Source organism: Phyllobacterium sp. 22552 (assembly GCF_052044585.1).
GTDB classification, from domain to species: Bacteria; Pseudomonadota; Alphaproteobacteria; order Rhizobiales; family Rhizobiaceae; genus Phyllobacterium; species Phyllobacterium ifriqiyense.
Genome location: NZ_JBQENG010000006.1, coordinates 41,285 through 67,641 on the forward strand (window position 1 = coordinate 41,285; position 26,357 = coordinate 67,641).

At 52.3% G+C, this 26,357-nt stretch carries 26 protein-coding genes; 12 read left to right on the forward strand and 14 right to left on the reverse strand.

What is annotated here, in order from left to right:
- Window positions 1-23: 23 nt before the first annotated feature.
- Window positions 24-779, reverse strand: coding sequence for a hypothetical protein (locus ACTJI9_RS14855; protein ID WP_440808971.1), 756 nt, complete (start codon window positions 777-779; stop codon window positions 24-26).
- Between the two features lie 70 nt (window positions 780-849).
- On the opposite strand from ACTJI9_RS14855, the gene ACTJI9_RS14860 reads away from it, so the two are divergent.
- The gene (locus tag ACTJI9_RS14860) at window positions 850-1,377 is read left to right on the forward strand and encodes a gamma carbonic anhydrase family protein (RefSeq protein ID WP_115053170.1); all 528 of its coding nucleotides are present in this window, start codon (window positions 850-852) and stop codon (window positions 1,375-1,377) included.
- Between the two features lie 37 nt (window positions 1,378-1,414).
- Here ACTJI9_RS14860 and ACTJI9_RS14865 read toward each other — a convergent pair whose 3' ends face one another.
- The 3 genes from ACTJI9_RS14865 to ACTJI9_RS14875 all read right to left on the reverse strand — a co-directional run bounded on the left by ACTJI9_RS14865 (window position 1,415) and on the right by ACTJI9_RS14875 (window position 3,664).
- The gene (locus tag ACTJI9_RS14865) at window positions 1,415-2,020 is read right to left on the reverse strand and encodes a transglutaminase-like cysteine peptidase (RefSeq protein ID WP_115053169.1); all 606 of its coding nucleotides are present in this window, start codon (window positions 2,018-2,020) and stop codon (window positions 1,415-1,417) included.
- Window positions 2,021-2,353: 333 nt separating this feature from the next.
- Complete coding sequence (locus ACTJI9_RS14870; RefSeq protein WP_115053168.1) at window positions 2,354-2,962, reverse strand: PilZ domain-containing protein; 609 nt, start codon at window positions 2,960-2,962, stop codon at window positions 2,354-2,356.
- 57 nt (window positions 2,963-3,019) lie between these two features.
- Window positions 3,020-3,664 (reverse strand): PAS domain-containing protein, encoded by a 645-nt coding sequence (locus tag ACTJI9_RS14875; protein ID WP_440808976.1) that lies wholly within the window; start codon window positions 3,662-3,664, stop codon window positions 3,020-3,022.
- Window positions 3,665-3,966: 302 nt separating this feature from the next.
- Here ACTJI9_RS14875 and ACTJI9_RS14880 point away from each other — a divergent pair, with 302 nt between their 5' ends.
- The gene (locus ACTJI9_RS14880) at window positions 3,967-4,674 is read left to right on the forward strand and encodes a rhomboid family intramembrane serine protease (RefSeq protein ID WP_336440170.1); all 708 of its coding nucleotides are present in this window, start codon (window positions 3,967-3,969) and stop codon (window positions 4,672-4,674) included.
- A 223-nt stretch (window positions 4,675-4,897) separates the two neighbouring features.
- On the forward strand, window positions 4,898-5,329 hold the full coding sequence (locus ACTJI9_RS14885; RefSeq protein ID WP_336440169.1) for a CBS domain-containing protein: 432 nt from the start codon (window positions 4,898-4,900) through the stop codon (window positions 5,327-5,329).
- A 12-nt stretch (window positions 5,330-5,341) separates the two neighbouring features.
- Here ACTJI9_RS14885 and ACTJI9_RS14890 read toward each other — a convergent pair whose 3' ends face one another.
- The 3 genes from ACTJI9_RS14890 to folE form a co-directional block, all read right to left on the reverse strand.
- The gene (locus ACTJI9_RS14890; RefSeq protein ID WP_115053163.1) at window positions 5,342-6,313 is read right to left on the reverse strand and encodes a patatin family protein; all 972 of its coding nucleotides are present in this window, start codon (window positions 6,311-6,313) and stop codon (window positions 5,342-5,344) included.
- A gap of 145 nt (window positions 6,314-6,458) precedes the next feature.
- A complete protein-coding gene (hisI, locus tag ACTJI9_RS14895; protein ID WP_115053162.1) occupies window positions 6,459-6,872 on the reverse strand; it encodes a phosphoribosyl-AMP cyclohydrolase in 414 nt (137 codons plus the stop codon).
- Between the two features lie 7 nt (window positions 6,873-6,879).
- The gene (gene folE / locus ACTJI9_RS14900; protein WP_115053161.1) at window positions 6,880-7,506 is read right to left on the reverse strand and encodes a GTP cyclohydrolase I FolE; all 627 of its coding nucleotides are present in this window, start codon (window positions 7,504-7,506) and stop codon (window positions 6,880-6,882) included.
- A 265-nt stretch (window positions 7,507-7,771) separates the two neighbouring features.
- Here folE and ACTJI9_RS14905 point away from each other — a divergent pair, with 265 nt between their 5' ends.
- Both ACTJI9_RS14905 and yidD read left to right on the forward strand, forming a co-directional pair.
- Window positions 7,772-8,218: an iron-sulfur cluster assembly scaffold protein gene (locus ACTJI9_RS14905; protein ID WP_307284793.1), complete on the forward strand. Its 447-nt coding sequence runs from the start codon at window positions 7,772-7,774 to the stop codon at window positions 8,216-8,218.
- A 4-nt stretch (window positions 8,219-8,222) separates the two neighbouring features.
- Window positions 8,223-8,585, forward strand: coding sequence for a membrane protein insertion efficiency factor YidD (yidD, locus tag ACTJI9_RS14910; protein WP_440808982.1), 363 nt, complete (start codon window positions 8,223-8,225; stop codon window positions 8,583-8,585).
- A gap of 24 nt (window positions 8,586-8,609) precedes the next feature.
- Here the strand turns inward: yidD and ACTJI9_RS14915 are convergent, their stop codons facing one another.
- Window positions 8,610-10,385, reverse strand: coding sequence for a glucan ABC transporter ATP-binding protein/ permease (locus ACTJI9_RS14915; protein WP_115053158.1), 1,776 nt, complete (start codon window positions 10,383-10,385; stop codon window positions 8,610-8,612).
- Window positions 10,386-10,584: 199 nt separating this feature from the next.
- On the opposite strand from ACTJI9_RS14915, the gene crcB reads away from it, so the two are divergent.
- The 3 genes from crcB (at window position 10,585) to ACTJI9_RS14930 (ending at window position 12,899) form a co-directional block, all read left to right on the forward strand.
- Window positions 10,585-10,962: a fluoride efflux transporter CrcB gene (gene crcB / locus ACTJI9_RS14920; RefSeq protein ID WP_115053157.1), complete on the forward strand. Its 378-nt coding sequence runs from the start codon at window positions 10,585-10,587 to the stop codon at window positions 10,960-10,962.
- A 120-nt stretch (window positions 10,963-11,082) separates the two neighbouring features.
- Window positions 11,083-12,069: an RluA family pseudouridine synthase gene (locus ACTJI9_RS14925; RefSeq protein ID WP_115053156.1), complete on the forward strand. Its 987-nt coding sequence runs from the start codon at window positions 11,083-11,085 to the stop codon at window positions 12,067-12,069.
- 38 nt (window positions 12,070-12,107) lie between these two features.
- Window positions 12,108-12,899, forward strand: a complete 792-nt coding sequence (locus ACTJI9_RS14930) for an ATP12 family chaperone protein (protein WP_440808985.1) — start codon at window positions 12,108-12,110, stop codon at window positions 12,897-12,899.
- A 71-nt stretch (window positions 12,900-12,970) separates the two neighbouring features.
- On the opposite strand, the gene glnA is transcribed toward ACTJI9_RS14930, so the two are convergent.
- The 4 genes from glnA to uvrA form a co-directional block, all read right to left on the reverse strand.
- Window positions 12,971-14,380 carry a type I glutamate--ammonia ligase gene (gene glnA, locus ACTJI9_RS14935; RefSeq protein ID WP_115053154.1) on the reverse strand — a complete coding sequence of 470 codons (1,410 nt, stop codon included), beginning with the start codon at window positions 14,378-14,380 and terminating at the stop codon, window positions 12,971-12,973.
- A 61-nt stretch (window positions 14,381-14,441) separates the two neighbouring features.
- The gene (locus ACTJI9_RS14940) at window positions 14,442-14,780 is read right to left on the reverse strand and encodes a P-II family nitrogen regulator (RefSeq protein ID WP_008123000.1); all 339 of its coding nucleotides are present in this window, start codon (window positions 14,778-14,780) and stop codon (window positions 14,442-14,444) included.
- Between the two features lie 242 nt (window positions 14,781-15,022).
- On the reverse strand, window positions 15,023-15,823 hold the full coding sequence (locus tag ACTJI9_RS14945) for a DUF72 domain-containing protein (RefSeq protein ID WP_440808989.1): 801 nt from the start codon (window positions 15,821-15,823) through the stop codon (window positions 15,023-15,025).
- 52 nt (window positions 15,824-15,875) lie between these two features.
- Window positions 15,876-18,797 (reverse strand): excinuclease ABC subunit UvrA, encoded by a 2,922-nt coding sequence (gene uvrA / locus ACTJI9_RS14950; RefSeq protein WP_115053152.1) that lies wholly within the window; start codon window positions 18,795-18,797, stop codon window positions 15,876-15,878.
- Between the two features lie 426 nt (window positions 18,798-19,223).
- Between uvrA and ACTJI9_RS14955 the strand changes: the two genes are divergently transcribed.
- A complete protein-coding gene (locus ACTJI9_RS14955; RefSeq protein ID WP_115053151.1) occupies window positions 19,224-19,745 on the forward strand; it encodes a single-stranded DNA-binding protein in 522 nt (173 codons plus the stop codon).
- A gap of 104 nt (window positions 19,746-19,849) precedes the next feature.
- Here the strand turns inward: ACTJI9_RS14955 and ACTJI9_RS14960 are convergent, their stop codons facing one another.
- Window positions 19,850-20,470, reverse strand: a complete 621-nt coding sequence (locus ACTJI9_RS14960; RefSeq protein WP_440809350.1) for a TetR/AcrR family transcriptional regulator — start codon at window positions 20,468-20,470, stop codon at window positions 19,850-19,852.
- A gap of 80 nt (window positions 20,471-20,550) precedes the next feature.
- On the opposite strand from ACTJI9_RS14960, the gene ACTJI9_RS14965 reads away from it, so the two are divergent.
- A complete protein-coding gene (locus ACTJI9_RS14965; protein WP_440808991.1) occupies window positions 20,551-21,168 on the forward strand; it encodes an NAD(P)H-dependent oxidoreductase in 618 nt (205 codons plus the stop codon).
- Between the two features lie 110 nt (window positions 21,169-21,278).
- Window positions 21,279-22,574: an NAD(P)/FAD-dependent oxidoreductase gene (locus ACTJI9_RS14970; protein WP_354343622.1), complete on the forward strand. Its 1,296-nt coding sequence runs from the start codon at window positions 21,279-21,281 to the stop codon at window positions 22,572-22,574.
- 21 nt (window positions 22,575-22,595) lie between these two features.
- On the opposite strand, the gene ACTJI9_RS14975 is transcribed toward ACTJI9_RS14970, so the two are convergent.
- A complete protein-coding gene (locus ACTJI9_RS14975; protein ID WP_115053147.1) occupies window positions 22,596-23,225 on the reverse strand; it encodes a MarC family protein in 630 nt (209 codons plus the stop codon).
- A 339-nt stretch (window positions 23,226-23,564) separates the two neighbouring features.
- Between ACTJI9_RS14975 and gyrA the strand changes: the two genes are divergently transcribed.
- On the forward strand, window positions 23,565-26,282 hold the full coding sequence (gyrA, locus tag ACTJI9_RS14980; RefSeq protein WP_370878866.1) for a DNA gyrase subunit A: 2,718 nt from the start codon (window positions 23,565-23,567) through the stop codon (window positions 26,280-26,282).
- Window positions 26,283-26,357 lie beyond the last annotated feature (75 nt).

Below are 26,357 nucleotides of genomic sequence, written 5' to 3' on the forward strand. Positions count from 1 at the left end.
CTATGTTGAGTGGTGCTCGAGCATCACTCAACACTTTTGATGTGGCCACGCGCAAATTCTGCAATCTTTTTGTCCAGAAGCGGCCAATCCTCAAGCATTTCTCTCGGAAACCGATAGGTCAGCTGCAAATCACCGCCGACGAAAATATCGCTTTGGCAGGATGCAAGATTATCGCGGGATGACGGTTCATCAAGACAACGCGCAACAAATGAAGGTTTCGCACCGTGATCCGGTGCAACGAGAAGCTCCTCATTGATGAAGCCGCTATCGCCCCTGAAGCGTTGGAGCGTTAAACCGGCAGGACCGGCAGCGCCGGGCCCTTCGGTCAGTGGAAGATAGACGGGACCATAACGCCCCGGCATATCCTGCGATCCCTGCCTTGCCTCAAATGTCAGGAAGATCAATTTCTTGTCTGGTCCCGCGCCATTGAAATCATTTTTAAATTCTGCGGCGTACCCCTGCATTTCCGGCCAGTGCAGATAAAGGTCAACGCGCTCGGCTATGCCATCGCGCCGCTGCCTATCAAACCGGATCATATTTGCGGGAATCTCGAGCACGTCATTGCCAATGACGATTTGCTGCGCAGAACGATCTTCCGTATGGCCGCCAAGGGAAATTATGTGTCCAAGGAAAAAGCCGGCAAGAGCCAGACATAGGGACAAGAAGCCAAGTGCGACCACGCCATAGAAGACCTTTCGCAAGAGAAAGCTTGCCGAAATTGCCTCTATTTTCTCTGTGGTCGCCTGCATGATGTAGCCCGAAGGTTTCCTTCGGCGCATTCTAACTGCTCATGTGCTGATTTATGGTTAATTGAGTATCAATGAACCGCGTGATTCTGGAGGACGCCAAATGCCGATTTATACGCTTAACGGCCAAGCACCGCAGTTTGAGCACCGAAAGTCAAACTGGATAGCGCCTGATGCGACGATTATCGGCAAAGTTTTTCTAGGTGAAAATGCCGGGATCTGGTTCGGCGCTGTATTGCGCGGGGACAACGAGCTCATTCACATTGGTCGCAATACGAATGTGCAGGAACACACGATCATGCACACCGATCTGGGATATCCGCTGACAATCGGCGACGGATGCACCATCGGGCATCGCGCTATGCTGCATGGCTGTATTATTGGGGAAAATACCCTGATCGGTATTGGAGCGATTATTCTCAATGGTGCAAAAATCGGCAAGAATTCTCTGGTGGGTGCGGGGGCTTTGGTCACCGAGCGCAAGGAATTTCCGGATAATTCCCTGATCGTGGGATCACCGGCTAGGGTGGTCCGTACGCTGGACGAGGCAGCGGTAGAACAGTTGAAGCTTTCTGCCGCTCACTATGTCGAAAACGGGAAGCGTTTCATGAGCGGTCTGGAGATTGCTTAACAAGCCGGTGTAAATGCACCGGCCAATGGATCCGGACTCATTGCTCGATACTGCCGACCAGCACCTGGCGATCATCATTGATTGAAACCCATGCGCCGGTGTTCTTCGTTGATTGGCGCTTGAGGTAATCATAGTTCGTTTCATTCCATGGCTTGATACGGGCTTCGAGATTATCAAGAATGTAATCGCCCTGGCCGGTGCGCACGGTCAACACGGCGTGACCTTCGCCGTTCATCTGCCGAACGACGGTGATCAATAGATCGCTGAGCGGAATGCCGCCTTCATTCAGCAGCTTGCGCTTCAGGAGAACATAATCCTCACAGTCCCCAACTGTTGTCGGATAGGACCATACTTCTGCTTTACCCCAGATATCCATGTCCGTCTCTGGGCGAACCTGCGCGTTTACCTGACTGTTGACCAGAACCAGCAAATTCCATGTCTTTGATGTCAGGCTAAGCGGCGTATCATTGCTACTCTTGACGCTGCATTCGCCGCGATATGTCTGGCAGAATTCATAATGACCAATCGGCTGCGAGGTGCGACCGCCGGTCTTCATGATCATTGCCGAAGTGCCTGCCTCAGCATAGGCGGCGATGCACATTAAAAGGAATGCAGCGCCAAATAGGATTGTCTTTTTTATCATTACCGTCGTCTCCCCGGTTGAGGCGACAATGGCAGAGAGAGTTTGATTGAGCGGAAACGATGGCGAGTAAATCTGATCGAATTAGGTAGTAAAAAATAAAGGAATTAGGCAATTACGATGTATTAATGTTTATTATTATTTAGTTTAACAAAGTATAGATTTAAGTAAGTTGCAGAATATTAGAATTAAGCATCGGTTTAAATAAATATGTCATTATTTCCATTGGCTTAACGCGCTCCATACAGATGCCAGACAAATGCCGTTCTCTCGCAGCAATCGCGCCAAAAATATTTCTGCCGTGTGAAGAAAAACTAAGTCAGAGAAAAACTGGCTTTAACTCTCAAAGGCCGCATCAATGGCGTCGCGGCTTTGCACCGAAGCAAACTCGATTGCCACGCCTTCGTCAAAATGCCGGGCAACACGGCCCCTCATGGTGCCGAGAATGACCTGGCTGTTCAGGGCAGGGCGCATGCGCAGTTCCACCGCTGCACCCGATATGGATAGATCAACAATACGGCAGGGATATTGCCGACCATCGGCCATGGATAGCGTGGTGATTGGGTTGCGCGGTGCGATACGCTGATGCCGGCGATCTTCAGGCGTATCCAGTTCATGTTTGTTTGCAAGCCATGTCAGCTGCGCCGCTATCTTGTTTTTCTTGCGGTCAGAAACGATGAGCGACAGGAGAAAGCCCCCACTAACCAGCTTTTCGACAGTTCCTTCGACACGGCCAATATGGTCTATATAAGCGATAATGCGCTCGCCATTATGGGCCATGATATCTGTGCCGATGACAACATTGCCAGGCGACATTTCGCTGATCTGGCAAACATGTTCCGTGCGGTCTTCGAGCATAAAACGCCCATAGAGCTGCACTTTAACGCTATAATACCTTGTCGTAGCGGTAGGGTTTGGACTTGAGCCATCGTGGGTAGGTTGCATCGTCACGTCCAACTGGCAGAATTCGTTTAGCCTTGATGACAAGCTATTCCATGATTCTTAATGTGGCGGTAATGGTTTCGCGCGCGTTTTAAGTGGTCGCGAGGATTTTCCGCCATCCAGCAATTGCAGGCGGTCAGTATTTTGCCCGATAATTGTATGAATAGCGCCTTTCGGGTTTGGCGATGATCGCGATCCGCCAGCATACTGGCTCCGACTTGTATCCAGCGTCGTGATTGATCTTATGCGGCTTTCGACGATAGAGTCTGACTCTAGCCAGAACGGCTGTCCCAAGGCGACAATCATTCCGATCAGAAATTGTTCATGCACTTCATTGGCAAGCGGCAAGAGGATGAATTCAAACAGCGCGGTGCGCTGGCGTGCGCTTATGCCTTCGGCGTTTACAGCGACGGGGCTTTTTCGGGTTATCGAATTGGCAAGCAAACGCGAGATACTGCGGCGATCTCCTGCCTGCCAAAGCAATTCGAAAGCTGAATCTTTCAATTCGCGGCCGTGAATTGAGCAAATCCGGGTGCCCGCAAGCCGGAACTTTGCTTCGGTATCCTGACTGGCCTGCAAAATGAATATATCGGCCAATTGGCGGGGGATGGCAGCAGGCGCTATCTCGCTGCGTTCGGGCGCAGCGCGTGTGCCACGCAACTGCTCCCAATAAGCGATAAGCTCGTTTGATCTTCCGTGCTGCATAAATTTGTCTGTTTGTCTGATCGGATGTCCACGGACTGTGTCACCGACGGCAGGGTAACGCCACGTTTCATGTGTCCATGTCCACCGTGGCGGGCTGTTAGGGTTAACAAGTGGTTTACGTTGAGGTGTCGCAACGAATGTGAGACAAGGGTTTACGAGATTTCATACCTGACCTTAAATTTAAGGCCGTCCGTAACCGGGCGGCCTTCTTTCTGTTTATGCATCGGATTATTCGAAAACCGGGATTCCACTTGCCGGCTTGATACTATAGCTTGCCGGGACCGAAACGAGGCCGATACAGAATGACCGAACCAGACATAGCGCGGGACAAACCATCAGGCGGAGAGCCGATGTTCAACATTCCGGGTATTATCCTCGCAGCTATCGGCATCTGCATCGCAGTATTTCTCTACCAGACCTATATTCTTGACGATGGACAGGCTGTCGAGTTTCTTTGGTACTATGCCTTTATTCCTGCACGCTTTGCGCAAATGGGCGGCCAGGGCGACGTGTGGACATGGTTTACGACGATCTCCTATTCATTCATGCATGGAAGCGTGGCTCATATCGCATTAAACATGATCTGGCTGGCAGCATTCGGATCCCCGCTTGCGGCGCGCATTGGCCCGGTGCGTTTGACACTTTTTTGGATCGCGACATCCATCGCCGCCGCATTGACGCATTATGCTATTTACCCTGATAGCATGGCTCCCCTGGTGGGCGCGTCCGGTGCAGTGTCCGGCATGATGGGCGCTGCAGCGCGTTTTGGATTTCGTCGCTCAACATCGCGCAACTCGGCAGCCTTTGTCGGTGACATATTGCCGATTGCCGTTGCACTGCGCATGCGCACAGTGCTGACGTTTCTTGGAGTCTGGTTTGTCACCAATATTGCGGCCGGGCTTTTATCATTGGGAGTAGAGGAATCTGCGTCGATCGCCTGGGAGGCGCATATAGGCGGATTTGTCGTCGGTTTCTTCGGAATATCGCTGTTTGACCGGCACCGCGCCTGATACGTGCAATCAATTTTTGAATGCAAAAGATGTTTTATAATCAATAGATTGGATTGCGTTTATCAAATCGATCCGAGCCGAGTGTTCTTGTGCAAAGATAACTATGGAGGCGACATGCGCAATTGCAATGCACTTGCAATGGGTGCAACATATAAGCACGATGAGTTAGGTTGCTAAAAGCATCGGGGGAGATGCAGCAATCAAACATGTAAGGAGGATGCGCATGACAGTCAGATCGATTCTTGAACGCAAGGGCTATGACGTTTTCAGCATTACGCCTGATGTGTCGCTAGCGGATGCAATCACGGTTTTGGCCAAGCACAAAATCGGCGCACTTGTCGTTTGCGATGAGAACAAGGCTATCAAAGGTATCTTGTCCGAACGCGATGTGGTTCGCGCCATTTCGGCCGACGGTGCCGATGCTCTATGGAAGCCGATTTCAGAAACAATGACCATAAAGGTCAAGGTCTGCAACGAAAGTCATACGATTAATCAGGTCATGGAAACGATGACGCAAGGCCGTTTCCGCCATTTGCCGGTTGAAAAGGATGGCCAACTTTATGGCATCGTATCGATCGGCGACGTTGTTAAGCTGCGGATCGAGGAAGTGGAACGCGAGTCACAAGAGATTCGCAGCTATATCGCGACGGCTTAAGCTGGAAACGCTTTAGAACACTAGCTTTTGCATGCGCTCAAGCTCGCCGAGGCGGGTCATGGTCTCTTCATATCCGCTTCGGATCGCTTCATCGGCGCGATGGAATTCTGCAAGACCGATTTTGCCAACTTTTGGCAATAATGCGATATCCGGCGGATCGCCCGCCATGCGAGCGCGTGAAATCCGGTCCTGAATGATATTGAACGATTCCATCATCACACCTGTAATGCCCAGGCGCTTGGAATAAGCAGGGCGCCGCAAGCCGGAATTTTCAATATCGCCAGTTTGCGGATGAGGTGCCTCGGCGCTGTGTTTTATGACCGCTGCACGGCCAAACTGATCGTAATGCAGGTTAACCGCGACGACCAGTGGCTGCTCATAGGAGCGGCAGACGGCGACAGGCACAGGGTTGACCAGAGCGCCATCTACAAGGATGCGGCCATTGCACTCGACAGGTTCAAATACGCCGGGCAGGGCGTAGGATGCGCGCATCGAGGTGATGAGGCTGCCACGCGTCAGCCAGATTTCATGACCCGTATTGATTTCTGTACACACCGCGATGAACCGCTTGGGCAGGTCTTCGATGGATAATTCTTCGAGATGGTCACGCAATCGGCGGTCCAGCTTCATACCGCCGAACAACCCATTTCCACCAAATCGCAGATCAAGCAGACTGAAAATGCCACGCTTGGTAAGGCTTCGGGCAAATTCCTCAAGCTGGTCGAGCTTGCCGCCGAGATAGCAGCCGCCAACGAGCGCTCCAATCGAAGTGCCGGCGATCATCGATATCTCTATGCCCGCTTCATCGAGAGCACGAAGCACGCCAATATGCGCCCAACCACGAGCAGCTCCGCCTCCCAGAGCAAGTGCTATGGGTGTTTTGCTTTGAACGGGCCTTTCAGGTGCTGCGATCTTCTCATCAGTGGCATTGCTGATGCCGATAGATTCCGCCGCACGTGTCCGGCGCGATGCCCATTCGAGCATGGCATGAACTCCTAGAGTCTTGGACTTTCATTCAATTTCGATTGTGGTAACCAAAAGCTGAATATTGCGTGAATAACAATTCTTAGCTGACCAATGAAACCTGACTACAAACGCAGAAAACGGCAGATGCGAGGCATTACGCCATCTAAAACTTCATGACCAGCGACGGCTTTCCGTCATGCGCAACGATGTTGCGATAAAAACATGACCTGCGGCCGGTGTGGCATGTCGGTCCGTCTCCTGCTACTCGAACCTTCAGCCAGAGGGCATCCTGATCGCAATCTGTGCCGAGCTCGACAACGCTTTGCAGATTGCCGGAGGTTTCCCCCTTCTTCCACAGTGATTGCCGCGACCGTGACCAATAGTGAGCAATGCCGGTCTCGATGGTCAATTGTAGAGCTTCGGCATTCATATGCGCGACCATGAGAAGTTCACCGTCCCTGGCATCGGTAACAACAGCGGTTATCAACCCCGCAGCGTCAAACCGCGGGGTGAAAACATTGCCTTCTTCAACGTCATGATTATGCGCTGCAGGACGAGGAAAAGACGTTTCTGCCATTTTGTCCTCAACGACCTCGGACCATGGTCATGAAACGAACCTGATCATTGACCTCGTCCTTGAACGATCCGGTAAATGTCGTCGTGGTTGTCAATGAGCCCGATTTGCGGATACCGCGCATGGCCATGCACATATGCTCGGCCTCGATCATGACGGCAACACCGCGCGGACGCAGGGAACTTTGTATCGCGCTGGCAATCTGGGCAGTCATGCTTTCCTGCGTTTGCAAGCGATGCGCGAAAATATCGACAACGCGCGCAATTTTCGAAAGTCCGACAACTTTTTCACCATCAGGCAAATAGGCGACATGGGCCTTGCCGATGATCGGAACCATGTGGTGCTCGCAGTGTGAAAAGAAAGGAATGTCCTGAATGAGGACCATATCCTCATAGCCAGCTATTTCTTCAAAGGTCCGCCCCAGCACATCAGCAGGGTCGAGCGCATAGCCGGAGAAGAGTTCCTTGTACGATTTGACGACGCGTTCAGGCGTGTCGAGCAGGCCCTCGCGGTCAGGATTATCGCCAGCCCAAAGAAGCAGGGTGCGTACCGCTGCTTCTGCTTCTTCCTGAGTTGGTCGGCGAATATTATTTTGTTTTGCAGTTATAGGCTGCAAGTTTTTCACTACCGCATCCATCGCGATCTCCCGTAGTCGCCCTCAAAGGAGCGACGAGTTAAACGGCAATACACGATAATCGTTCCTCGCGGGAACGGACGGTGTATTGAAGCATGAGCGGATCAATCATCCACCCCGTAGGCATACATGCCATCGCAAAATTAATCTACGCGACTTTATGAGGGCCTGCTCTCATACTATATAGGTAGTCTGTAGGAAATTCATAGAGCATCAACGGCGAGTTGTGACGCCTTTGAGATGAACACTGTGTCAAGAGTGGCAAATCATGATCAATGACGTTTACAATACGCGAATTCTGGAATTTGCCGGCAATATTCAACGGCTGGGCCGTTTGGACGCTCCCGATGCGTCTGCAAAGGCGCATTCCAAGCTGTGCGGTTCCACTGTCATCGTCGATCTCAAGGTCGAAAATGGCGTGGTTTCCGATTTTGCTCACGATGTGAAAGCATGCGCGCTCGGTCAGGCTTCGTCTTCAATCATGGCCCGTCATGTGATCGGCGCAACGCCCGAAGAACTTCGCGCATTACGCCTGACGATGTTGCGCATGTTGAAAGAAAATGGTCCACCCCCGGAAGGTCGCTTTGAAGATTTGAAATTTCTGGAACCTGTCCGCGATTACAAAGCCAGGCACAACTCCACAATGTTGACCTTCGATGCAGTTGTGGATTGTCTTGATCAGATCGATAGAAAAAACGCTGAAGCCGCAGCCTGACGGGATGTGCAATGATCCCGCGCATAAGCATCCGGTAAAATATTCCCGCAATTGGGGCGGTCCATGGCGCAAGACACCGGGACGCCTGATCGGAACCGGGCTGGTTCGCTTTTATCAACTCACCCTGTCTGGATTCATCGGGAATTCCTGTCGGCATTTGCCGACCTGCTCAGAATATGCTTATGAGGCAATTGCGCGTCATGGATTTTGGGCGGGCGGGTGGATGGGGTTGTTCAGGTTTGCCCGTTGTGGGCCGGGCGGCACCAGCGGGTTGGACCCGGTGCCCGTAGCGCTTGATAAGCGTTTGGTCTGGTACCTGCCTTGGCGCTACTGGAGTATCGCCGCAAAAGAAAAAGGCCGCTCATGAGCGGCCTTTTGTTTATTCACCCTTTCAGGCCGCTTCCGGCTTGCGCGGGAAGGGCGTGACATTGGCTGTGTCATCATCAAGCTTCAGACCGCCAGCCTTCAGCAGTGAGGTAAAGCGGCCATTCTGACGGGCCAGATCATCAAAGCTGCCGGATTCAACAACTTCACCCTGATCCATGAACAGTACGAGGTCAGCGTCACGGACGGTCGACAGACGGTGCGCAATGATGAACGTTGTACGGTTCTGGCAAAGCTTGTCGACCGCAACTTTAACTCGGGCCTCTGTCTCAACGTCCAGAGCACTCGTTGCCTCATCCAATACCAGGATGGGAGCATCCTTCAGGATCGCACGGGCGATAGCCACACGCTGGCGCTCACCGCCGGACAATTGCGAGCCACGTTCGCCGACAACAGTGTTATAGCCTGCAGACTTCGACAGGATGAAGTCGCTTGCATCGGCAGCTTCCGCAGCGGCAAAGACATCTTCATCCGAAGCTTTGGGGCGACCAACGCGGATATTGTCCTCAATCGTGCGGTTGAACATACCAGCATCCTGGAACACTGTCGCAATGGCATTACGCAACGAGCGACGGCTGATTGTCTTCGTGTCGATATCGTCGACAAGAATACGGCCTTCCTTGGGATCATAAACCCTCTGCAACAGATTGATCAGCGTTGTCTTGCCGGCACCTGTCGGTCCAACAATGGCAACAGTCTCACCAGCCTTTGCCTTGAAGCTTACATTCTTCAAGCCCTGCGTAGAGTTCGGAAATTCAAACGAGACATTTTCGAATTCTACATCACCGGTTACATTGTCGATGTCGTGCACAGTTTTCGGCTCGACTGCATAGGCAGCAGATTCTTCCATTGCATAGAAGTCTTCAAGCTTGGCACGAGCCGCGAAAATCTGGTTCACGAAGGCACTCAACTGGTCGAGACGGCCGATCAGCAAACCGGCAAAACCTGTGAACGCAACAACCTGACCTACATTCATCTCGTCACGCATGACGAAATAAGAACCAAGCAGCAAAACGATGATCATGGAGATTGTTGAGGCCATGCGGTTGATACCAGCGGCGAGAGCCCACCAGTTCAAAACCGGATACTGGGAATCCAGCAGGTTCTTTGTATAGGTCTGCAACGCCCGTGTTTCTTCTTCAACACGGTTGTAGCTTTGCAATACCGAGATGTTGCTCATGGAGTCACTGACATGGCTGAAAGCTGTGATGTGATGACGTTCCACCTGAGCCTGACCATCCTTGGTCTTGCTGGTAACGACACGGACAACCATCATATAGACCACGCCGAGCACAACGAGCACTGAGGTCAAACGCCAATCCTGGCTGAGAGCAAGCGGGAACAGCAGCACCAGGCCAACGGCAGTTGCCAGATGGGTGCGCATGAATTCGAGCCACAGGCCGAACAGAGTTTCGATTGCGCGCAGCAATGTATGCAGCGCGTTTGATGTGCCGCGCTGATGATGCCATGCGAGCGGCATGCTGATCACGCGATTGTAGGATTCAGTTAGTACGGCGAGCTTGCGACGATGGGCCAGCCTGTCGGCTTCACGAGAAACCAGAACATTGGCACCAATATGAAACAAGCCCACAGCAGCCAACTGGCTAAGCGGGGGAATGATGGCGGTTTTTGTTGCGATAGCCTGAATCACCCGGCCAGCAAGCCATGGTTCCACGATCATGCTTGCAGCGAGTGCAATATTGGCGATGCATATAAACATGGTCGCGCGCTTTTCGGCGCCGAGATATTGGAGGGATCTCCAATAGATGTTTAATAATGACACTTTGCCACTCCGATTGCTTGGTCCGCCACTAACGCGTAGAAATGACACTGCATCAGACTCTTGTGCACCGCAATATTCAATGCTCTAAAGTCTTGATCGTTCCCTGTCGTAAGTGGGAACATTTTTCTACGGCTCGTAACGTCCCGTGATGAGTCAACTTACTGAGATCGCAAATTAATCCAGCCGAACTGAATGTAACATGAACGCAATTTTACTGGTCGCATCTGGAGGAGCCATTGGCTCGGTTCTGCGATATCTCACCGGTCTGGCAATGACACGTCTATTTGGTACCGCGTTTCCCTATGGCACGTTGGTGGTCAATGTGGTTGGCGGGCTGATCATGGGCCTGTTTATCGAACTGCTAACGCGGCGATTTGAGGGTTCGGAAGAGCTTCGCCTGTTCGTTGCGGTCGGCATACTGGGCGGTTTCACAACCTTTTCGTCGTTTTCGCTCGATGTTGTTATGCTTTGGCAGCGCGGCGAGACGGCAAGCGCCGCTTTTTACGTGCTAATAAGCGTCGTATTGAGCATTTGCGCAGTGTTTTTAGGATTATGGCTCGCAAGAACCGTCGCATAGTGCTAAGCGCTGCCGCAAGACCTATGTAATTCCATAAATAATCATTCGATGCGATTTCCGCGTTTCATACGCTTGAGGACACGCCGAATCTAAAGGTCTGCGATTAAAAGGCTTGAGCTGATGGCAGCGGTAGAACAAAAAACAGTCGATACGGGTGAGGCAGAAATGCGCCTCGACCGTTGGTTCAAAGTACATTATCCGGGCCTCGGTTTCGGGCATTTGCAAAAATTGCTGCGTTCCGGCCAGATAAGAATTGATGGGTCGCGCGCCAAATCCGATACGCGGCTTCAGGCAGGACAGACGGTCCGTATCCCGCCGCTGCCCGTAGATTCCAAAGCTGAAGGCCATCTGACCGGCAAAAGCATACGCGGCCGCGATGATGGCGATGTTCTAAAGCAGATGCTGCTTTATGAAGATCCGAAAGTCTATGTTTTCAACAAACCTGCGGGTCTCGCCGTTCAGGGTGGTTCGGGCGTTAACCGCCACGTGGACGATATGCTGGAGGCATGGCGCAACAAAAGAGGTGAAAAGCCTCGGCTTGTGCACCGGCTTGACCGCGATACTTCGGGTGTGCTGGTCGTTGCCCGCACGCGCGGTGCCGCGCAGGCATTGACCGCTGCATTTCGCGAGCGTGAAACCAAGAAAACCTATTGGGCTCTGGTCAAGGGTATTCCACGCAAGCGGGAAGACAAAATCGCCACCTGGCTAGCCAAGGAAGCAACGGAAGATGGCGACCGAATGCGCGTTGTCCCTCATGGCGAGCCAGATTCCGATCATGCGATTTCCTACTACCGGGTTATTGAATCTGCAGGGCAGGTGCTGACCTGGCTTGAAATGGAGCCTTACACCGGGCGCACGCACCAGCTTCGCGTTCACGCAGCCCATATTGGTTGCCCGATCATCGGTGATCCGAAATATTTCGAAGCCGATACAAACTGGTCATTTCCGGGCGGCATCCAAAATCGCCTGCATCTTCATGCAAGGCGCATTCGCATACCAAATCCATCCGGTGGTATCATTGATGTTACAGCACCTCTGCCACCACATATGGTCCAGACATGGAACCTCTTGGGTCTGGACGAAAATGATGCAGACGAAGACAATTGAGAGGGATAACCTCTCAGGCGTAGGAATGGACTTTAACAATGCGCGATGAACTTTTCAGCATGGATGCAAAACAGGAGCTTTCTGATCCGGACCCTGTTCGCCGTGCGCAAATAACTTCAAAACTGCCTCTGCCAAAGCGATTCTACAAAGAGGCCGCTGTTGCAGAGCGCGATGGCGGATTTTCAGTGGAGCTGGATGGGCGTGTGGTTAAAACCCCCGCCCGGCAAAATCTGGTTCTGCCAACGCGTGCCGCAGCACAACTCATCGCTGACGAATTTACCGCGCAGGAAAAGGAAATCGATCCGGCGCAGATGCCCGCAACACGATTGGCCAACACAGCAATTGACGGTATCATCAATGATCCACAGGCGGTGCTGGAAGATGTTTTGCGTTTTGCCTCGTCGGATATGCTTTGCTATCGCGCCGGTTCTCCGCAACGTCTGGTCCAACGCCAGACAGAGTCCTGGGATCCGATGATCGACTGGGCGGCGGCTGTACTTAATGCGCGTTTTATCTTGGCCGAAGGTGTGATCCATGTGGAGCAGCCACGCGAAGCGCTTGGCGCTTTTGGTGTTCACCTTGGAGCTTTTACCGATCCCTTTGCGATTGCGGCGCTCCATACGATCACAACCCTAACGGGTTCGGCCATTTTGGCGCTAGCGGTAGCCAAAGGTGAAATCTCCGGCGACGAGGCTTGGGAACTTGCCCATCTGGAGGAGGACTGGACATCAGAGCAGTGGGGCGAAGATGCCGAAGCCGCTATTCGCCGTGACATACGTAAGCGTGAAATGCAAGCCGCCGTGCAAATGTTGCAAGCGGTTTCGGTATAGGCATTTTGCCCGATTTGACTCAATAAAAAACCCCGGCGCGAGCCGGGGTTTTTCGTAGGCAGAGGTCGCTATCAGACCGAATAGTACATGTCATATTCGACCGGATGCGGGGTCATTTCGTAACGCATCACTTCAGCCATTTTCAGCTCGATGAAGGAGTCGATCTGATCGTCGTCAAATACGCCGCCTGCCTTGAGGAAGGAGCGATCCTTGTCGAGGCTCTGGAGCGCTTCACGCAGCGAACCGCAGACAGTCGGGATCTTTTTGAGTTCCTTTGCTGGAAGATCATAAAGATCCTTGTCCATTGGCTGACCAGGATGAATCTTGTTCTTGATGCCATCCAGACCGGCCATCAACATGGCAGCAAACCCGAGATATGGATTTGCTGTTGGATCAGGGAAGCGGATCTCAACGCGCTTCGACTTTGGCGAAGAGCCGAATGGAATACGGCATGAAGCCGAGCGGTTGCGCGCAGAATATGCCAGCAGGACCGGAGCTTCATAACCCGGTACCAGACGCTTGTAGGAGTTGGTCGACGGGTTGGTGAAGGCATTGATTGCCTTGGCGTGTTTGATAATGCCGCCAATGAAGAACAGGCAGTTTTCTGACAGGCCCGCATATTCATTGCCAGCGAATGTCGGCTTGCCATCTTTCCAGATCGACATGTGCACGTGCATGCCCGAGCCATTATCGCCGAAGATCGGCTTTGGCATGAAGGTAGCCGTCTTGCCATAGGCATTGGCAACCTGATGAACGACATACTTGTAAATAAGCATCTTGTCGGCATTGCGTGTCAGGTGATCGAACTTGATGCCGAGTTCGTGTTGAGCAGCTGCCACTTCGTGGTGGTGCTTTTCGACGCGCACGCCCATTTCCGTCAAAACCGTAAGCATTTCCGAGCGCATGTCCTGTGCGCTGTCAATCGGAGGAACCGGGAAGTAGCCGCCCTTGACGCGTGGACGGTGACCGAGGTTGCCGGTCTCATAGTCTGTGTCATCGTTTGACGGCAGTTCCGTTGAATCCAGCTTGAAACCTGTATTATACGGGTCAGCCTTGTACTTCACATCGTCAAAGACGAAGAATTCCGCTTCTGGGCCAACAAAAATTGTATCGCCAACGCCTTCGGCCTTCATATAGGCTTCAGCCTTCTTGGCAGTGCCGCGCGGATCACGATTGTAGGATTCGCCAGAAACCGGATCAAGGATATCACAAAGAATAACCATGGTTGACTGAGCAAAGAACGGATCCATGTGAACCGTTTCGGTATCTGGCATCAGCACCATGTCCGATTCATTGATGGCTTTCCAACCGGCGATGGACGAGCCGTCGAACATAACGCCATCGGCGAACATATCCTCATCAACTTCAGCAACGTCCATTGTCACATGCTGCAGCTTGCCCTTGGGATCTGTGAAGCGAAGATCAAGGAACTTTACGTCGTTGTCTTTGATCTGCTTGAGAATATCATTTGCAGTCGTCATACCAATTTTCCTTATTAAGCACGATGATTGGGTACCGGATTCATCGCCGGCAACAGTTGGATCAGATGGCGTCGATACCGGATTCACCAGTACGAATGCGAACGACTTCCTCGATATTCGAGACGAAGATTTTTCCGTCGCCGATGCGCCCGGTCTGCGCAGCCTTGCGAATTGCCTCTATTGCGGCTTCGACAGATTCATCGCCGAGAACGATTTCCACTTTAACCTTGGGCAAAAAGTCGACGACATATTCCGCGCCACGATACAATTCCGTGTGACCCTTTTGACGGCCAAAGCCCTTGGCTTCGGTGACCGTGATGCCTTGAAGCCCCACTTCCTGCAGTGCTTCTTTCACCTCGTCCAGCTTGAACGGCTTGATGATGGCTTCGATTTTCTTCATCAGAGATCGATCTCCCTATATAACCGGCGGGCCTATGCCCGCTTGCCCATCATAAAAGCATGAAGCGTGCCAATTCCATCGCTTTTGAAGAATATTCTTGAAATGGCAATTTTAATGCCGCTTTGGCAGAGGGAATTTTATTTCCCGTCGATGAATTGAACCATGAATGCACAAATCAGACCGTTGCGCAGCCTAAAAATTAGGCGAATTGCAACATTATTAGGCTGGGCAGGGACGGCGACTTACTGGATTCGCCCTGTGAGCGCTTGCGCTGCCTGCGGAGCGCGCACTTTGCCTTCGTGGATGAAGTAAACGAACACATCACGAGGATGCTTCTGCGTCTTCTCATTGGGAGCAGCCAAGGGAAGATCATCCGGCACCCCGCCTTTGGCCCATAATTGCGCTCGCTCAGCCCACTTGTCCAATGCGTCAGTTGAATAAGCTGTTTCGATATTATCATCGCCTTTTTGAAGTCGTGCATAGACAAAATCGGACGTCACATCAGCGATCTCCGGATATTCAAAATGCTCGGCATAAACGACGGCCACGTTCTTCTTGCGTGCCAAGGCAATGAAATCAGGATCGATAAAAGATGGATTGCGCACTTCAACCGCGTGCCGCAACGGCAAGCCCGCTTCCTTTCGGGGAAGAAGGTCGAGAAAAGCGCCGAAATCCTCAATATCAAACTTTTTTGTCGGCGCGAACTGCCAGATAAGCGGTCCTAAACGGTCACCAAGTTCTGCAAGTCCCGATTTGATAAATCGCTCCATGGACTCTCCAGCCTCCGCCAGCACCTTTCGATTGGTGACAAAACGATTTCCTTTAACGGAGAAAATGAAACCATCCGGCACCTGGCCAGCCCATTTGGCGAAGGTCTCCGGTTTTTGCGTGCCGTAATAGGTGCTGTTGATTTCTATCGTCTGGAGATGCTGTCCTGCATAATTAAGCTCCTTGGCCTTTGAAAGACCTTCCGGGTAGAAGGTCCCGCGCCAAGGTTCAAATATCCAGCCGCCGATGCCCGCCCGAATAGTTCCTGCAGTCATAGTTTCCTCCCTGACCGTATCCAGACCAACGCCACGACATCTCTGCAAGCAGCTATTCCGCCGCTGCTTGCACCCTATGTCCCGGACGGCGCCGCAAAAGCTCCTTCAGGAATTGACCCGTATAAGAACGCTCAACATCGACAATATCCTCAGGACGACCAACCGCCACGATTTCACCGCCGCCGTCGCCGCCTTCCGGACCAAGATCAATCACCCAATCAGCGGTCTTGATGACTTCGAGATTATGCTCGATCACGACCACCGTGTTGCCTTGATCTACAAGCTCATGCAAAACTTCAAGAAGCTTGGCTACATCATGGAAATGCAAGCCTGTTGTCGGCTCATCAAGAATATAAAGCGTTCTGCCAGTTGCCTTGCGGGACAGTTCCTTGGCGAGTTTGATTCGTTGCGCCTCACCGCCGGAAAGCGTGTTTGCCTGTTGCCCGACATGAATATAACCGAGGCCGACCTTCGCCAATGTTTGCAACTTATCGCGAACGGCAGGAACGGCGGCGAAAAACTCCGCGCCCTCTTCAACAGTCATATCGAGCACATCAGCGATTGATTTGCCCTTGAACAGAACTTCCAGCGTTTCGCGATTATAGCGCTTGCCATGGCATACGTCGCACGTGACATAGACATCCGGCAGGAAGTGCATCTCAATCTTGATGACGCCATCGCCCTGACAGGCTTCACAGCGCCCGCCTTTGACGTTGAACGAAAAACGACCCGGCTGATAGCCACGCGCCTTGGCTTCAGGCAAACCCGCAAACCAGTCACGGATTGGAGTAAACGCACCCGTATAAGTTGCCGGATTGGACCGGGGTGTACGTCCGATTGGCGATTGATCGATATCGATGACTTTGTCGAGGAATTCCAGACCATCAATATGGTCGTGCTCCGCAGGATGCTCGCGGGAGCCCATGATCCGGCGTGAGGCGGCCTTGAATAATGTCTCGATAAGGAAGGTGGATTTTCCGCCACCCGACACGCCGGTTACAGCGGTGAAAGTGCCAAGCGGAATTTCTGCCGAGACATTTTTCAGATTATTGCCACGCGCGCCGACAACTTTAATCCGTTTCTTATTGACCTTGCGGCGTTCTGCCGGCACGGCCACCTCGATTTCGCCTGACAAATATTTGCCGGTCAAGGATTTCGGGCTGGCCATAATGTCCGCTGGACTGCCTTCGGCGATTATCTGACCACCGTGAATACCGGCGGCCGGACCGATATCGACGACATAATCTGCGGTCAAAATCGCATCCTCGTCGTGCTCCACAACGATAACCGTATTTCCGAGATCCCGCAGATGACGCAAAGTCTTCAGCAACTGCTCATTGTCGCGTTGATGCAGGCCAATGGATGGCTCGTCCAGAACATAGAGAACACCCGTCAGACCGGAACCGATCTGCGATGCAAGGCGGATACGCTGGCTTTCACCACCGGAAAGAGTGCCCGAATTGCGTGAAAGCGCCAGGTAGTCCAGGCCGACATCATTCAGGAAGCGCAGACGCTCGCGAATTTCCTTAAGAATGCGCGCAGCGATTTCTGTCTGTTTCTCATTGAAGCTTTTATCAATATCGCTGAACCAGGCATCCGCATGACGAATGGATTTTTCAGTAATCTGGCCGATATGCAGACCGCCAATTTTTACCGCGAGAGCCTCGGGTTTCAGGCGGTAACCCTTGCAAGCGGGGCAGGGCGTGCCAGACATGAAACGTTCGATCTCTTCGCGCGACCATGCTGAATCCGTCTCTTTCCAGCGGCGTTCCAAATTGGGAATGACACCCTCGAAAGATTTTGTTGTGCGATATGATCGCAAACCATCATCATAGGAGAATGCAATTTCACGGCTGCCAGTGCCGTAAAGTATGGCTTCGCGCGCCTCTTCATTCAAATCACGCCAGCGATCTGCGAGCTTGAAACCATAGGCTTCGCCCAGCGCCTGCAATGTTTGGCTGTAATAAGGAGAACTCGATTTTGCCCAAGGCGCAATTGCACCATTCTTGAGCGTCAGAGCCTCATCAGGAATAATCATCGTCGGATCAATCGCTTTTTGAGTACCCAGGCCATCGCAGGTCGGGCAAGCACCGAAGGGATTATTGAACGAGAAAAGGCGTGGTTCAATTTCCGAAATGGTGAAGCCTGAAACAGGACAAGCGAATTTCTCCGAAAACATGATGCGTTCATGTGTTTCGTTCTTGGATTTATTGGCTGATTCACTCGAGGTTTCATCAGCAGGCAGCGGCTTATCCGCAAATTCTGCGACAGCGATACCATCTGCAAGCTTCAGGCAGGTCTCGAGGCTATCGGCAAGACGTGCGGAAATATCAGGTCGGACGACGATGCGGTCAACCACAACGTCGATATCATGCTTGTACTTCTTATCGAGTGCCGGAACATCGGCAATTTCATAAAAAATACCATCGACCTTCACGCGCTGAAAACCGCGTTTCTGCAGATCCGCAAGCTCCTTGCGATACTCCCCCTTACGCCCGCGTACTATGGGCGCAAGGATGAATAGACGGGCGCCTTCCTCGAGCGCCATGACACGATCCACCATTTGGCTGACGGTCTGGCTTTCGATAGGCAAGCCTGTTGCCGGTGAATAAGGGACACCGACACGCGCATAAAGCAGGCGCAAATAGTCGTAAATCTCGGTGACTGTACCCACAGTTGAGCGGGGGTTGCGGCTGGTTGTCTTTTGCTCAATCGAAATTGCTGGAGAAAGACCGTCAATTTGATCCACGTCTGGCTTCTGCATCATCTCCAGAAACTGCCGGGCATAGGCCGACAGGCTTTCGACATAGCGTCTTTGGCCTTCTGCATAGATCGTATCGAAGGCGAGCGAAGACTTGCCCGAACCGGAAAGGCCGGTCATGACAATCAGCTTGTCGCGCGGCAGATCAAGATCGATATTTTTCAAATTATGTTCGCGCGCGCCGCGAATGGAAATGTACTTCTGATCGCTCATGTCGGTTCGCCTTTAAGAGGGCATGCTGTTATGGGAAATTGTTCTTTAAGAGAACAGTTCCCATTATCTAGTGCTTCATGGATAATTTACGAGGCCGGACTTTATCAGCCATCCTGAATCACCATAGCCATGTTGACATTATTAGAGCAAGTGTTAGAACAAAGAAAGAACAAATAATATTGACAACGGCCTTCGCCATATCCGGATGTATACGGCTGCGAATTGATTGTAAAAGGACGCTTTGAGCTGAGATAGTCGGCTGCATGATCGAAAAATGTCTCCTGACAAATCTGGCAGGAGAGTGATCGCAGCAGACGATGCCGATACGAGGTGTATATTGTGGATAGTGGCAATCAATTGCCCGCCACACCCATGGCTTCTGTATGATAGGCAAAATTTAAAATTGGAATTTGTGGAGTTTTGAACATGGCAGGCAGTGTCAACAAGGTCATTTTGGTAGGAAATCTTGGCGCTGATCCAGAAGTCCGGCGGCTCGGTTCAGGCGATCCCGTCGTGAATCTACGCATTGCGACCTCGGAAAGCTGGCGCGACAAGAATAGCGGCGAACGTAAGGAAAAAACCGAGTGGCACAGCGTCGTCATTTTCAATGACAATCTCGCAAAAGTTGCCGAGCAGTACCTTAAGAAGGGTATGAAGGTTTATCTGGAAGGCGCGCTTCAGACCCGTAAATGGCAGGACCAGACGGGCAATGATCGTTATTCCACCGAAGTCGTACTGCAAAAATTCCGGGGTGAACTACAGATGCTGGATTCACGCGGAGAAGGTGCGGGAGCTGGCGGCGGTCGGTCCTTCGAGAGCAATTCCGGGCGCGGACAGATGAGCGACGATCGTGGCGGTTCCGACTTTGGCCGGTCCAATGCAGGCGGGTCCTCGAGCTCGAGCGGCGGTAATTTCTCACGCGATCTCGATGATGAAATCCCGTTCTGAGTTGAGTTCAAAAGACCGGACTTGATCGTATTCTCATTATTATGCAGGCATCGGGTAGTCCAAGACTGCCCGATGTTTGTTTTTAGATGAGAAAACAACTTCTCCTAGTTTCCGGAGCGCTTCACCATTGAAATAATGATTTCATAGAGCTCATCTTTTGCCTGAGCAGGAGCGATATCCTCGTTTACTGCAGCATTTGACAAGCCTTCTGCAGCTCCGAGCATTCCCCACAGCCCAGCCGATGAAACACCTTCTGCGCCGGTAAACGCATTTAACAGATGCCTGCACTTTTCTATGAACACGGCCTCGAAGTCGTGCTTTATCTTATCAAGTTCCGGCGAGCCTTTTAATGCGGCAGTGATACCGGGAATTTCGCGTCCCTGTGTAAGAACGCAATCAACATAAGACGAGGCGATCACTTTGGCGACGTCGGTGAGATTGGGTGCGGCACGCTCAAGCGCCGCATCCATTATAACGGTCTGACGCGCATCGAACTCTTTGAAAAGGGCCGCGAGAAGTCCTGGCCTTGTGCCGAAATGGTCATAGACAACGGGCTTTGTAACACCTGACAACTCAGCCAGGCGACCAAGCGTCAAAGCTTCCGTACCTTCGTCACGAATTAATTTCCATGAAACATCCAGTAATTGCCGCTGGCGCGCCTCGCGGGAAAGACGCTGGCGGGGAGATGTTTGAGATGAGGAGTTTTTTGAAATCGAGCTTGACATCACTATATACCAAAAGTAACTTACTAAAAGTATATAAGATTTCGGCCGGTTCCACAATCTCTAATCATGGAGTAATCGACATGCATGCGCTTATTGTTACATCGCATCCAGAATCCAAATCACTGACCAACAGCATCGCGTTAAAGATTGGCGAAGGCCTGTCGCAGAGCGGCTCCCATACATTTGAGATCGCAGACCTTGCCGCAGAGGGTTTTGATCCGCGATTTAGCCAGGCAGATATTGCTTCCCACAAACGACGTGCCAAGACGCCGCCGGATGTAGCGGCCGAGCAAGCGCGGATAGACCGGGCAGACAGTTTGGTACTCGTATTTCCGGTCTATTGGTGGTCAATGCCGGGCTTGCTCAAGGGCTGGATCGATCGTGTTTTCTCGAATGGTTGGGCATATGACGACAATTTCGAAGGGAAGTTATTGAAAAAGCTTGGCCATCTTCAAATCCATCTCGTCGGCATTGGTGGTGCAGATGCGAGGACTTATGAGAAGCATGGCTATGATATCGCTATGGAAAGACAGATCGATCACGGTATTTTCGATTATTGCGGGGCTCGTGTCATATCATCTACACGGCTGCTGGAGGCAGATTCGCGAGACCCGCTTCAACATTTCAATACTGCTCGCAATATTGGTGCGTCAATTTTCGATAAGCACATGCAGGTCAAGCCAACAGTGGCAGCCTGAAGCTGCTCACTGGGACCAATACATAACGCATTGCTGTCCGGCGTTTGACGCAATTGTCGCGGAAAGGCTGGTCTGTTAGACCAGTCGCGATAGTGCATCGGAGCCCGGTTATGACACAAGTCGAAACACCAGTTGCATCTCGTCATCGCCTCGTGATCGTCGGCGCAGGTTTTGGTGGTCTGGTCACAGTTCAAAACCTTCGCAATGTCGATATCGATGTGACGCTGATCGATCAGCGCAATCACCACCTGTTCCAGCCGCTGCTTTATCAAGTCGCAACCTCAACGCTGGCGACCTCCGAAATTGCCTGGCCGATCCGGCATCTTTTGCGCAAATTCAAGAATGTGAAGACACTGCTGGGAACAGTCGATGGGGTTGATACCGCCTCAAAAACTGTTTCGACGCTCGACGGCGAGGTGATTGCCTATGACACGCTCGTCTTGGCTACTGGTGCGCGGCACGCATATTTTGGTCACGATGACTGGGAACCCTATGCTCCCGGATTGAAGACGCTCGAAGATGCCACGATGATCCGCCGGCGTATTCTCACGGCATTTGAAAAAGCTGAACGCGAACCTGACCCGGCAAAGCGCCAGGAACTTCTCACATTCGTGATCATAGGCGGCGGACCAACCGGCGTGGAAATTGCCGGAACTTTGGCTGACTTGTCACGTGATACATTGAAGGGTGATTTTCGCGTGATTGATCCAGCCACAGCCCGCGTGGTGCTAATCGAAGGCGGTCCGCGTGTTCTCGGCGCATTTAACGAGGATCTTTCTGCCTATGCGCAACGGGCGCTCGAGAAGCTCGGCGTTATCGTGCATGTCGGCAATCCGGTAACCGAATGTCATGCAGACGGCGTCGAATTTGCAGGACATTCCCTGCGCGCAAAAACAATCATCTGGGCAGCAGGCGTTCAGGCGTCGCCAGCCGCCAAATGGTTGAATGCGCAGGCAGACCGGGCAGGGCGCCTTGCCGTTAATCCTGACCTGACCGCACCAGGTCACCCCGAAATCTTTGTCATTGGCGACACCGCAACGGTGGCAAATGGCGATAAGGGCACTGTTCCGGGAATAGCACCTGCGGCCAAGCAACAAGGTGCGCATGTTGCGAAAATCATCAAGGCGCGCCTTGCTGGCGATACTGCGACGAAGCCTTTCCGGTATCGACATTCAGGCGATCTGGCAACGATAGGCAAGCGGGCTGCGGTGACAGATTTCGGATTCATAAAGTTGAAGGGCTACCCCGCATGGTGGTTGTGGGGACTGGCGCACATCTATTTTTTGATAGGTGTGCGCAACCGGCTCGCCGTTGCGTTAAGCTGGCTATGGATATCGTTCACCGGCGCACGCAGTGCCCGCCTGATCACTCAGCGGGAAGCTGCGGAAGAAGACAAGCCGCTATAGTGGTTGGCTCGGGCTATTTGATCAGGTCGTAATGAACGTCTTGATGCCATCCGCAACGAACTGCACTGCCAGCGCGGCAAGGATCACGCCCAGCAAGCGTGTCAGGATCGAGCGTCCTGTTTCTCCCAAAAAACGATCAACACGTTCCGCAACGAAAAAGACGAGATAAGCCGAGGCAATACATACGAGAATAACGCCAATAAGGGCGATACGCGAAGCTGGAGTGGCCATCGTTCCGGCCAACAGGATCGTTGCCGATATGGCTCCGGGGCCTGCAATAAGTGGTATTGCCAAAGGAAAGGCTGCAATATTTCGAATGTGATCCTTGGTGATTGCGACGGCGGCGCTCTTTTCCTTGCGGTCCTGACGTTTTTCGAAAATCATTTCAAAGGCAATCCAGAACAAGAGCAGGCCACCGGCAATGCGGAAAGCTCCGAGCGTTATGCCGAAAAGCGCCAATATTTGCGCGCCTGCAATTGCAAAAACCGTGAGTACAATGAACGCTGTAAGGCTGGCGCGCAACGCAACCTGGCCGCGTTCCTTCCTGTTCATGCCCTGAGTAAGGGCGAGGAAAAGCGGAGCAAGCCCCGGCGGATCAATCGTTACCATGAGGGTAACGAGCGCATTTAGAATTGTGTCATATAATGCCACGATTTTGCTTTTCTTTTCTGATTAATGCCATGCAAGCCCATGGCTGTCCCCGCCTTAACTTACCGGATTTGCTGTTCAGCGTCGATAAAGATGAAAATCCTTATGCAACTTTTTCACTGCATGAGAAACTCCATTTTATGTTCTTGATTTTAAAGGGTTTTCATCTGTGCATTACCGACGTGTTAATTGGCATTTGGTTTGGAAAGCCGCTATAAGATCAAAGATTGATTCTATTCGAAAGATGAGTGCCTCGTGTCTGATTTAACTCCACCTCCTGGCCCAGAAGACGACAAGACCGGACCTGGCTCCGGTATTGAAGCCATTTCCATCATCGAGGAGATGCAGCGTTCCTATCTCGATTATGCAATGAGCGTGATCGTCAGCCGTGCGCTACCTGATGTGCGCGACGGCTTGAAGCCTGTTCATCGCCGTATTCTTCATGCGATGAATGAAATGGGCCTCTCCTGGAACAGGTCTTATCGTAAGTCCGCCGGTGTTGTCGGTGAAGTGATGGGTAAATACCATCCTCATGGCGATGCTTCGATTTATGATGCGCTTGTGCGCATGGCGCAGGATTGGTCGCTGCGCGACCCGCTCGTGGATGGGCAAGGAAACTTCGGTTCCATCGATGGCGATAGCCCGGCTGCGATGCGGTATACCGAATGCCGTCTTGAAAAAGTTACGGAGTCTTTGCTCTCCGATATCGACAAGGAAACTGTCGACTTCCAGGACAATTATGATGGCCGCGAACAGGAGCCAACGGTTCTGCCGGCGCGCTTCCCCAATCTGCTCGTCAATGGCTCCGGCGGTATTGCCGTTGGCATGGCGACAAACATACCCCCGCACAATCTGACTGAAGTCATCAATGGTTGCGTTGCCTTGATCGACAATCCGGCAATCGACCTGCCGGAAATGATGGAATATATCCCCGGTCCAGATTTCCCGACTGGCGGTTTGATCCTCGGCCGCTCCGGTATCATATCGGCCTATAGCACCGGGCGTGGTTCTATCTTGATGCGCGGCAAGGTTGCCATCGAGAGCATGCGCGGCGATCGCGAAGCGATCATCATTACCGAAGTGCCTTTTCAGGTGAACAAGGCGACGATGATCGAGAAGATGGCCGATCTTGTCCGTGAAAAGCGGATTGAAGGCATCTCGGACATCCGGGATGAGTCGGACCGTGACGGCTATCGCGTTGTGGTTGAGTTGAAGCGTGACGCGGTTGCCGATGTCATCGTGAACCAGCTTTACCGCTTTACCCCACTGCAATCCTCGTTTGGTGCCAATATGGTGGCATTGAATGGCGGCAAGCCCGGGCTTTTGAACCTGCTCGATATATTGCGCGCTTTTGTCAGCTTCCGCGAGGAAGTGGTCAGCCGCCGTACTAAATTCCTGCTGCGCAAGGCTCGCGACCGTGCACACGTATTGGTTGGTCTTGCCATTGCTGTGGCGAATATTGACGAAATCATCGCGCTCATCCGAAAAGCTCCAGATCCAGCGACTGCACGCGATCAGTTGATGGAGCGTCGTTGGCCAGCCAATGATGTTGCGCCTTTGATCACATTGATCGCCGATCCTCGTCACAAGTTGAATGATGACAGCACATATAATCTGTCAGAAGAGCAGGCCCGAGCCATTCTTGATCTGCGCTTGCAGAGGCTGACAGCTCTCGGACGCGATGAAATCGCTGATGAATTGAATAAGATCGGTGTTGAAATCGCCGATTATCTTGAAATTCTCGCCTCACGTACCCGCATCATGGGCATCGTCAAGGACGAACTTATCGCCATTCGTGATGAGTTTGGAACGCCCCGTCGCTCTGTGCTGACGGAGGGCGGCGCAGATATGGATGATGAAGACCTTATCGCCCGCGAAGATATGGTGGTTACGGTAAGTCACGCCGGATATATCAAGCGCGTGCCACTCGCCACCTATCGCGCCCAGCGTCGTGGTGGCAAAGGCCGCTCCGGTGTGTCGATGAAGGACGAAGATTTTGTAACACGGCTTTTCGTTGCCAATACGCACACGCCTATGCTGTTCTTCTCGTCACGCGGCATTGTCTATAAGGAAAAGGTCTGGCGCTTGCCAATTGGCACGCCGCAGTCACGCGGCAAGGCTTTGATCAACATGCTGCCGCTCGAACAGGGCGAACGCATTACAACGATCATGCCTCTGCCCGAGGATGAAGCCAGCTGGGCAAATCTCGATGTCATGTTCGCGACGACACGTGGCACGGTTCGTCGCAACAAGTTGTCAGACTTTGTTCAGGTCAATCGCAACGGTAAAATTGCGATGAAGCTGGAAGAAGAAGGCGATGAAATTCTCAGCGTCGATACATGCAACGAGTTTGACGACGTGCTGCTGACAGCCGCTGGCGGTCAGTGCATACGCTTCCCGGTAACCGATGTTCGTGTGTTTGTCGGTCGCAACTCCATTGGTGTGCGCGGTATTACCCTCGCACCGGGAGACAAGATCATTTCCATGGCAATTCTTGGCCATGTGGATGCAAGTCCGGCAGAGCGTTCGACTTACCTGAAGCAGGCGGCAGCGGAGCGCCGGGCGCAAGGTGCTGATGATGTTGAGGAAATCGCACTGGTCGGCGAAGAGGCAACTGAACTGACCAGCCTTTCGGCTGAACGCTATGCAGAACTTCGCGATCGTGAACAGACAGTGTTGACGGTCAGTGAGTTTGGATATGGCAAGCGCTCATCATCTTATGAGTTCCGCGTTTCGGGCCGCGGAGGCAAGGGGATTCGCGCCACCGATACGTCAAAGACGGATGAAATTGGTAAGCTGGTAGCTTTGTTCCCGATCGCAGCAGCGGATCAAATCTTGCTGGTTTCCGATCGCGGTCAGCTCATTCGGGTCCCCGTAAACGGCATTCGAATTGCCGGGCGGTCCACAAAGGGCGTCACTATTTTCAATACTGCCGATGGTGAAAAGGTCGTTTCAGTGGAGCGTATTTCTGAAACCGAGTCCGAAGACATTGAGGACGAGGGGACGGTCGGAGAAGAAGTGGTTACACCGACATCAGATCAGGGTGCCAACGAAGAATAATACGCGACAACCTAGTTATCGCGTATGTGATAAACACCAAAGCGGGAGGTTCTTAACGGAGCTTCCCGTTTTTTG

Bases quoted from the DNA above. Each gene is read 5' to 3' on its own strand.
- ACTJI9_RS14855 (WP_440808971.1), bottom strand. From the start codon at position 779: ATGCGCCGAAGGAAACCTTCGGGCTACATCATGCAGGCGACCACAGAG.
- ACTJI9_RS14860 (WP_115053170.1), top strand. From the start codon at position 850: ATGCCGATTTATACGCTTAACGGCCAAGCACCGCAGTTTGAGCACCGA.
- ACTJI9_RS14865 (WP_115053169.1), bottom strand. From the start codon at position 2,020: ATGATAAAAAAGACAATCCTATTTGGCGCTGCATTCCTTTTAATGTGC.
- ACTJI9_RS14870 (WP_115053168.1), bottom strand. From the start codon at position 2,962: ATGCAACCTACCCACGATGGCTCAAGTCCAAACCCTACCGCTACGACA.
- ACTJI9_RS14875 (WP_440808976.1), bottom strand. From the start codon at position 3,664: ATGCAGCACGGAAGATCAAACGAGCTTATCGCTTATTGGGAGCAGTTG.
- ACTJI9_RS14880 (WP_336440170.1), top strand. From the start codon at position 3,967: ATGACCGAACCAGACATAGCGCGGGACAAACCATCAGGCGGAGAGCCG.
- ACTJI9_RS14885 (WP_336440169.1), top strand. From the start codon at position 4,898: ATGACAGTCAGATCGATTCTTGAACGCAAGGGCTATGACGTTTTCAGC.
- ACTJI9_RS14890 (WP_115053163.1), bottom strand. From the start codon at position 6,313: ATGCTCGAATGGGCATCGCGCCGGACACGTGCGGCGGAATCTATCGGC.
- hisI (WP_115053162.1), bottom strand. From the start codon at position 6,872: ATGGCAGAAACGTCTTTTCCTCGTCCTGCAGCGCATAATCATGACGTT.
- folE (WP_115053161.1), bottom strand. From the start codon at position 7,506: ATGGATGCGGTAGTGAAAAACTTGCAGCCTATAACTGCAAAACAAAAT.
- ACTJI9_RS14905 (WP_307284793.1), top strand. From the start codon at position 7,772: ATGATCAATGACGTTTACAATACGCGAATTCTGGAATTTGCCGGCAAT.
- yidD (WP_440808982.1), top strand. From the start codon at position 8,223: ATGTGCAATGATCCCGCGCATAAGCATCCGGTAAAATATTCCCGCAAT.
- crcB (WP_115053157.1), top strand. From the start codon at position 10,585: ATGAACGCAATTTTACTGGTCGCATCTGGAGGAGCCATTGGCTCGGTT.
- ACTJI9_RS14925 (WP_115053156.1), top strand. From the start codon at position 11,083: ATGGCAGCGGTAGAACAAAAAACAGTCGATACGGGTGAGGCAGAAATG.
- ACTJI9_RS14930 (WP_440808985.1), top strand. From the start codon at position 12,108: ATGCGCGATGAACTTTTCAGCATGGATGCAAAACAGGAGCTTTCTGAT.
- glnA (WP_115053154.1), bottom strand. From the start codon at position 14,380: ATGACGACTGCAAATGATATTCTCAAGCAGATCAAAGACAACGACGTA.
- ACTJI9_RS14940 (WP_008123000.1), bottom strand. From the start codon at position 14,780: ATGAAGAAAATCGAAGCCATCATCAAGCCGTTCAAGCTGGACGAGGTG.
- ACTJI9_RS14945 (WP_440808989.1), bottom strand. From the start codon at position 15,823: ATGACTGCAGGAACTATTCGGGCGGGCATCGGCGGCTGGATATTTGAA.
- uvrA (WP_115053152.1), bottom strand. From the start codon at position 18,797: ATGAGCGATCAGAAGTACATTTCCATTCGCGGCGCGCGCGAACATAAT.
- ACTJI9_RS14955 (WP_115053151.1), top strand. From the start codon at position 19,224: ATGGCAGGCAGTGTCAACAAGGTCATTTTGGTAGGAAATCTTGGCGCT.
- ACTJI9_RS14960 (WP_440809350.1), bottom strand. From the start codon at position 20,470: ATGTCAAGCTCGATTTCAAAAAACTCCTCATCTCAAACATCTCCCCGC.
- ACTJI9_RS14965 (WP_440808991.1), top strand. From the start codon at position 20,551: ATGCATGCGCTTATTGTTACATCGCATCCAGAATCCAAATCACTGACC.
- ACTJI9_RS14970 (WP_354343622.1), top strand. From the start codon at position 21,279: ATGACACAAGTCGAAACACCAGTTGCATCTCGTCATCGCCTCGTGATC.
- gyrA (WP_370878866.1), top strand. From the start codon at position 23,565: ATGCAGCGTTCCTATCTCGATTATGCAATGAGCGTGATCGTCAGCCGT.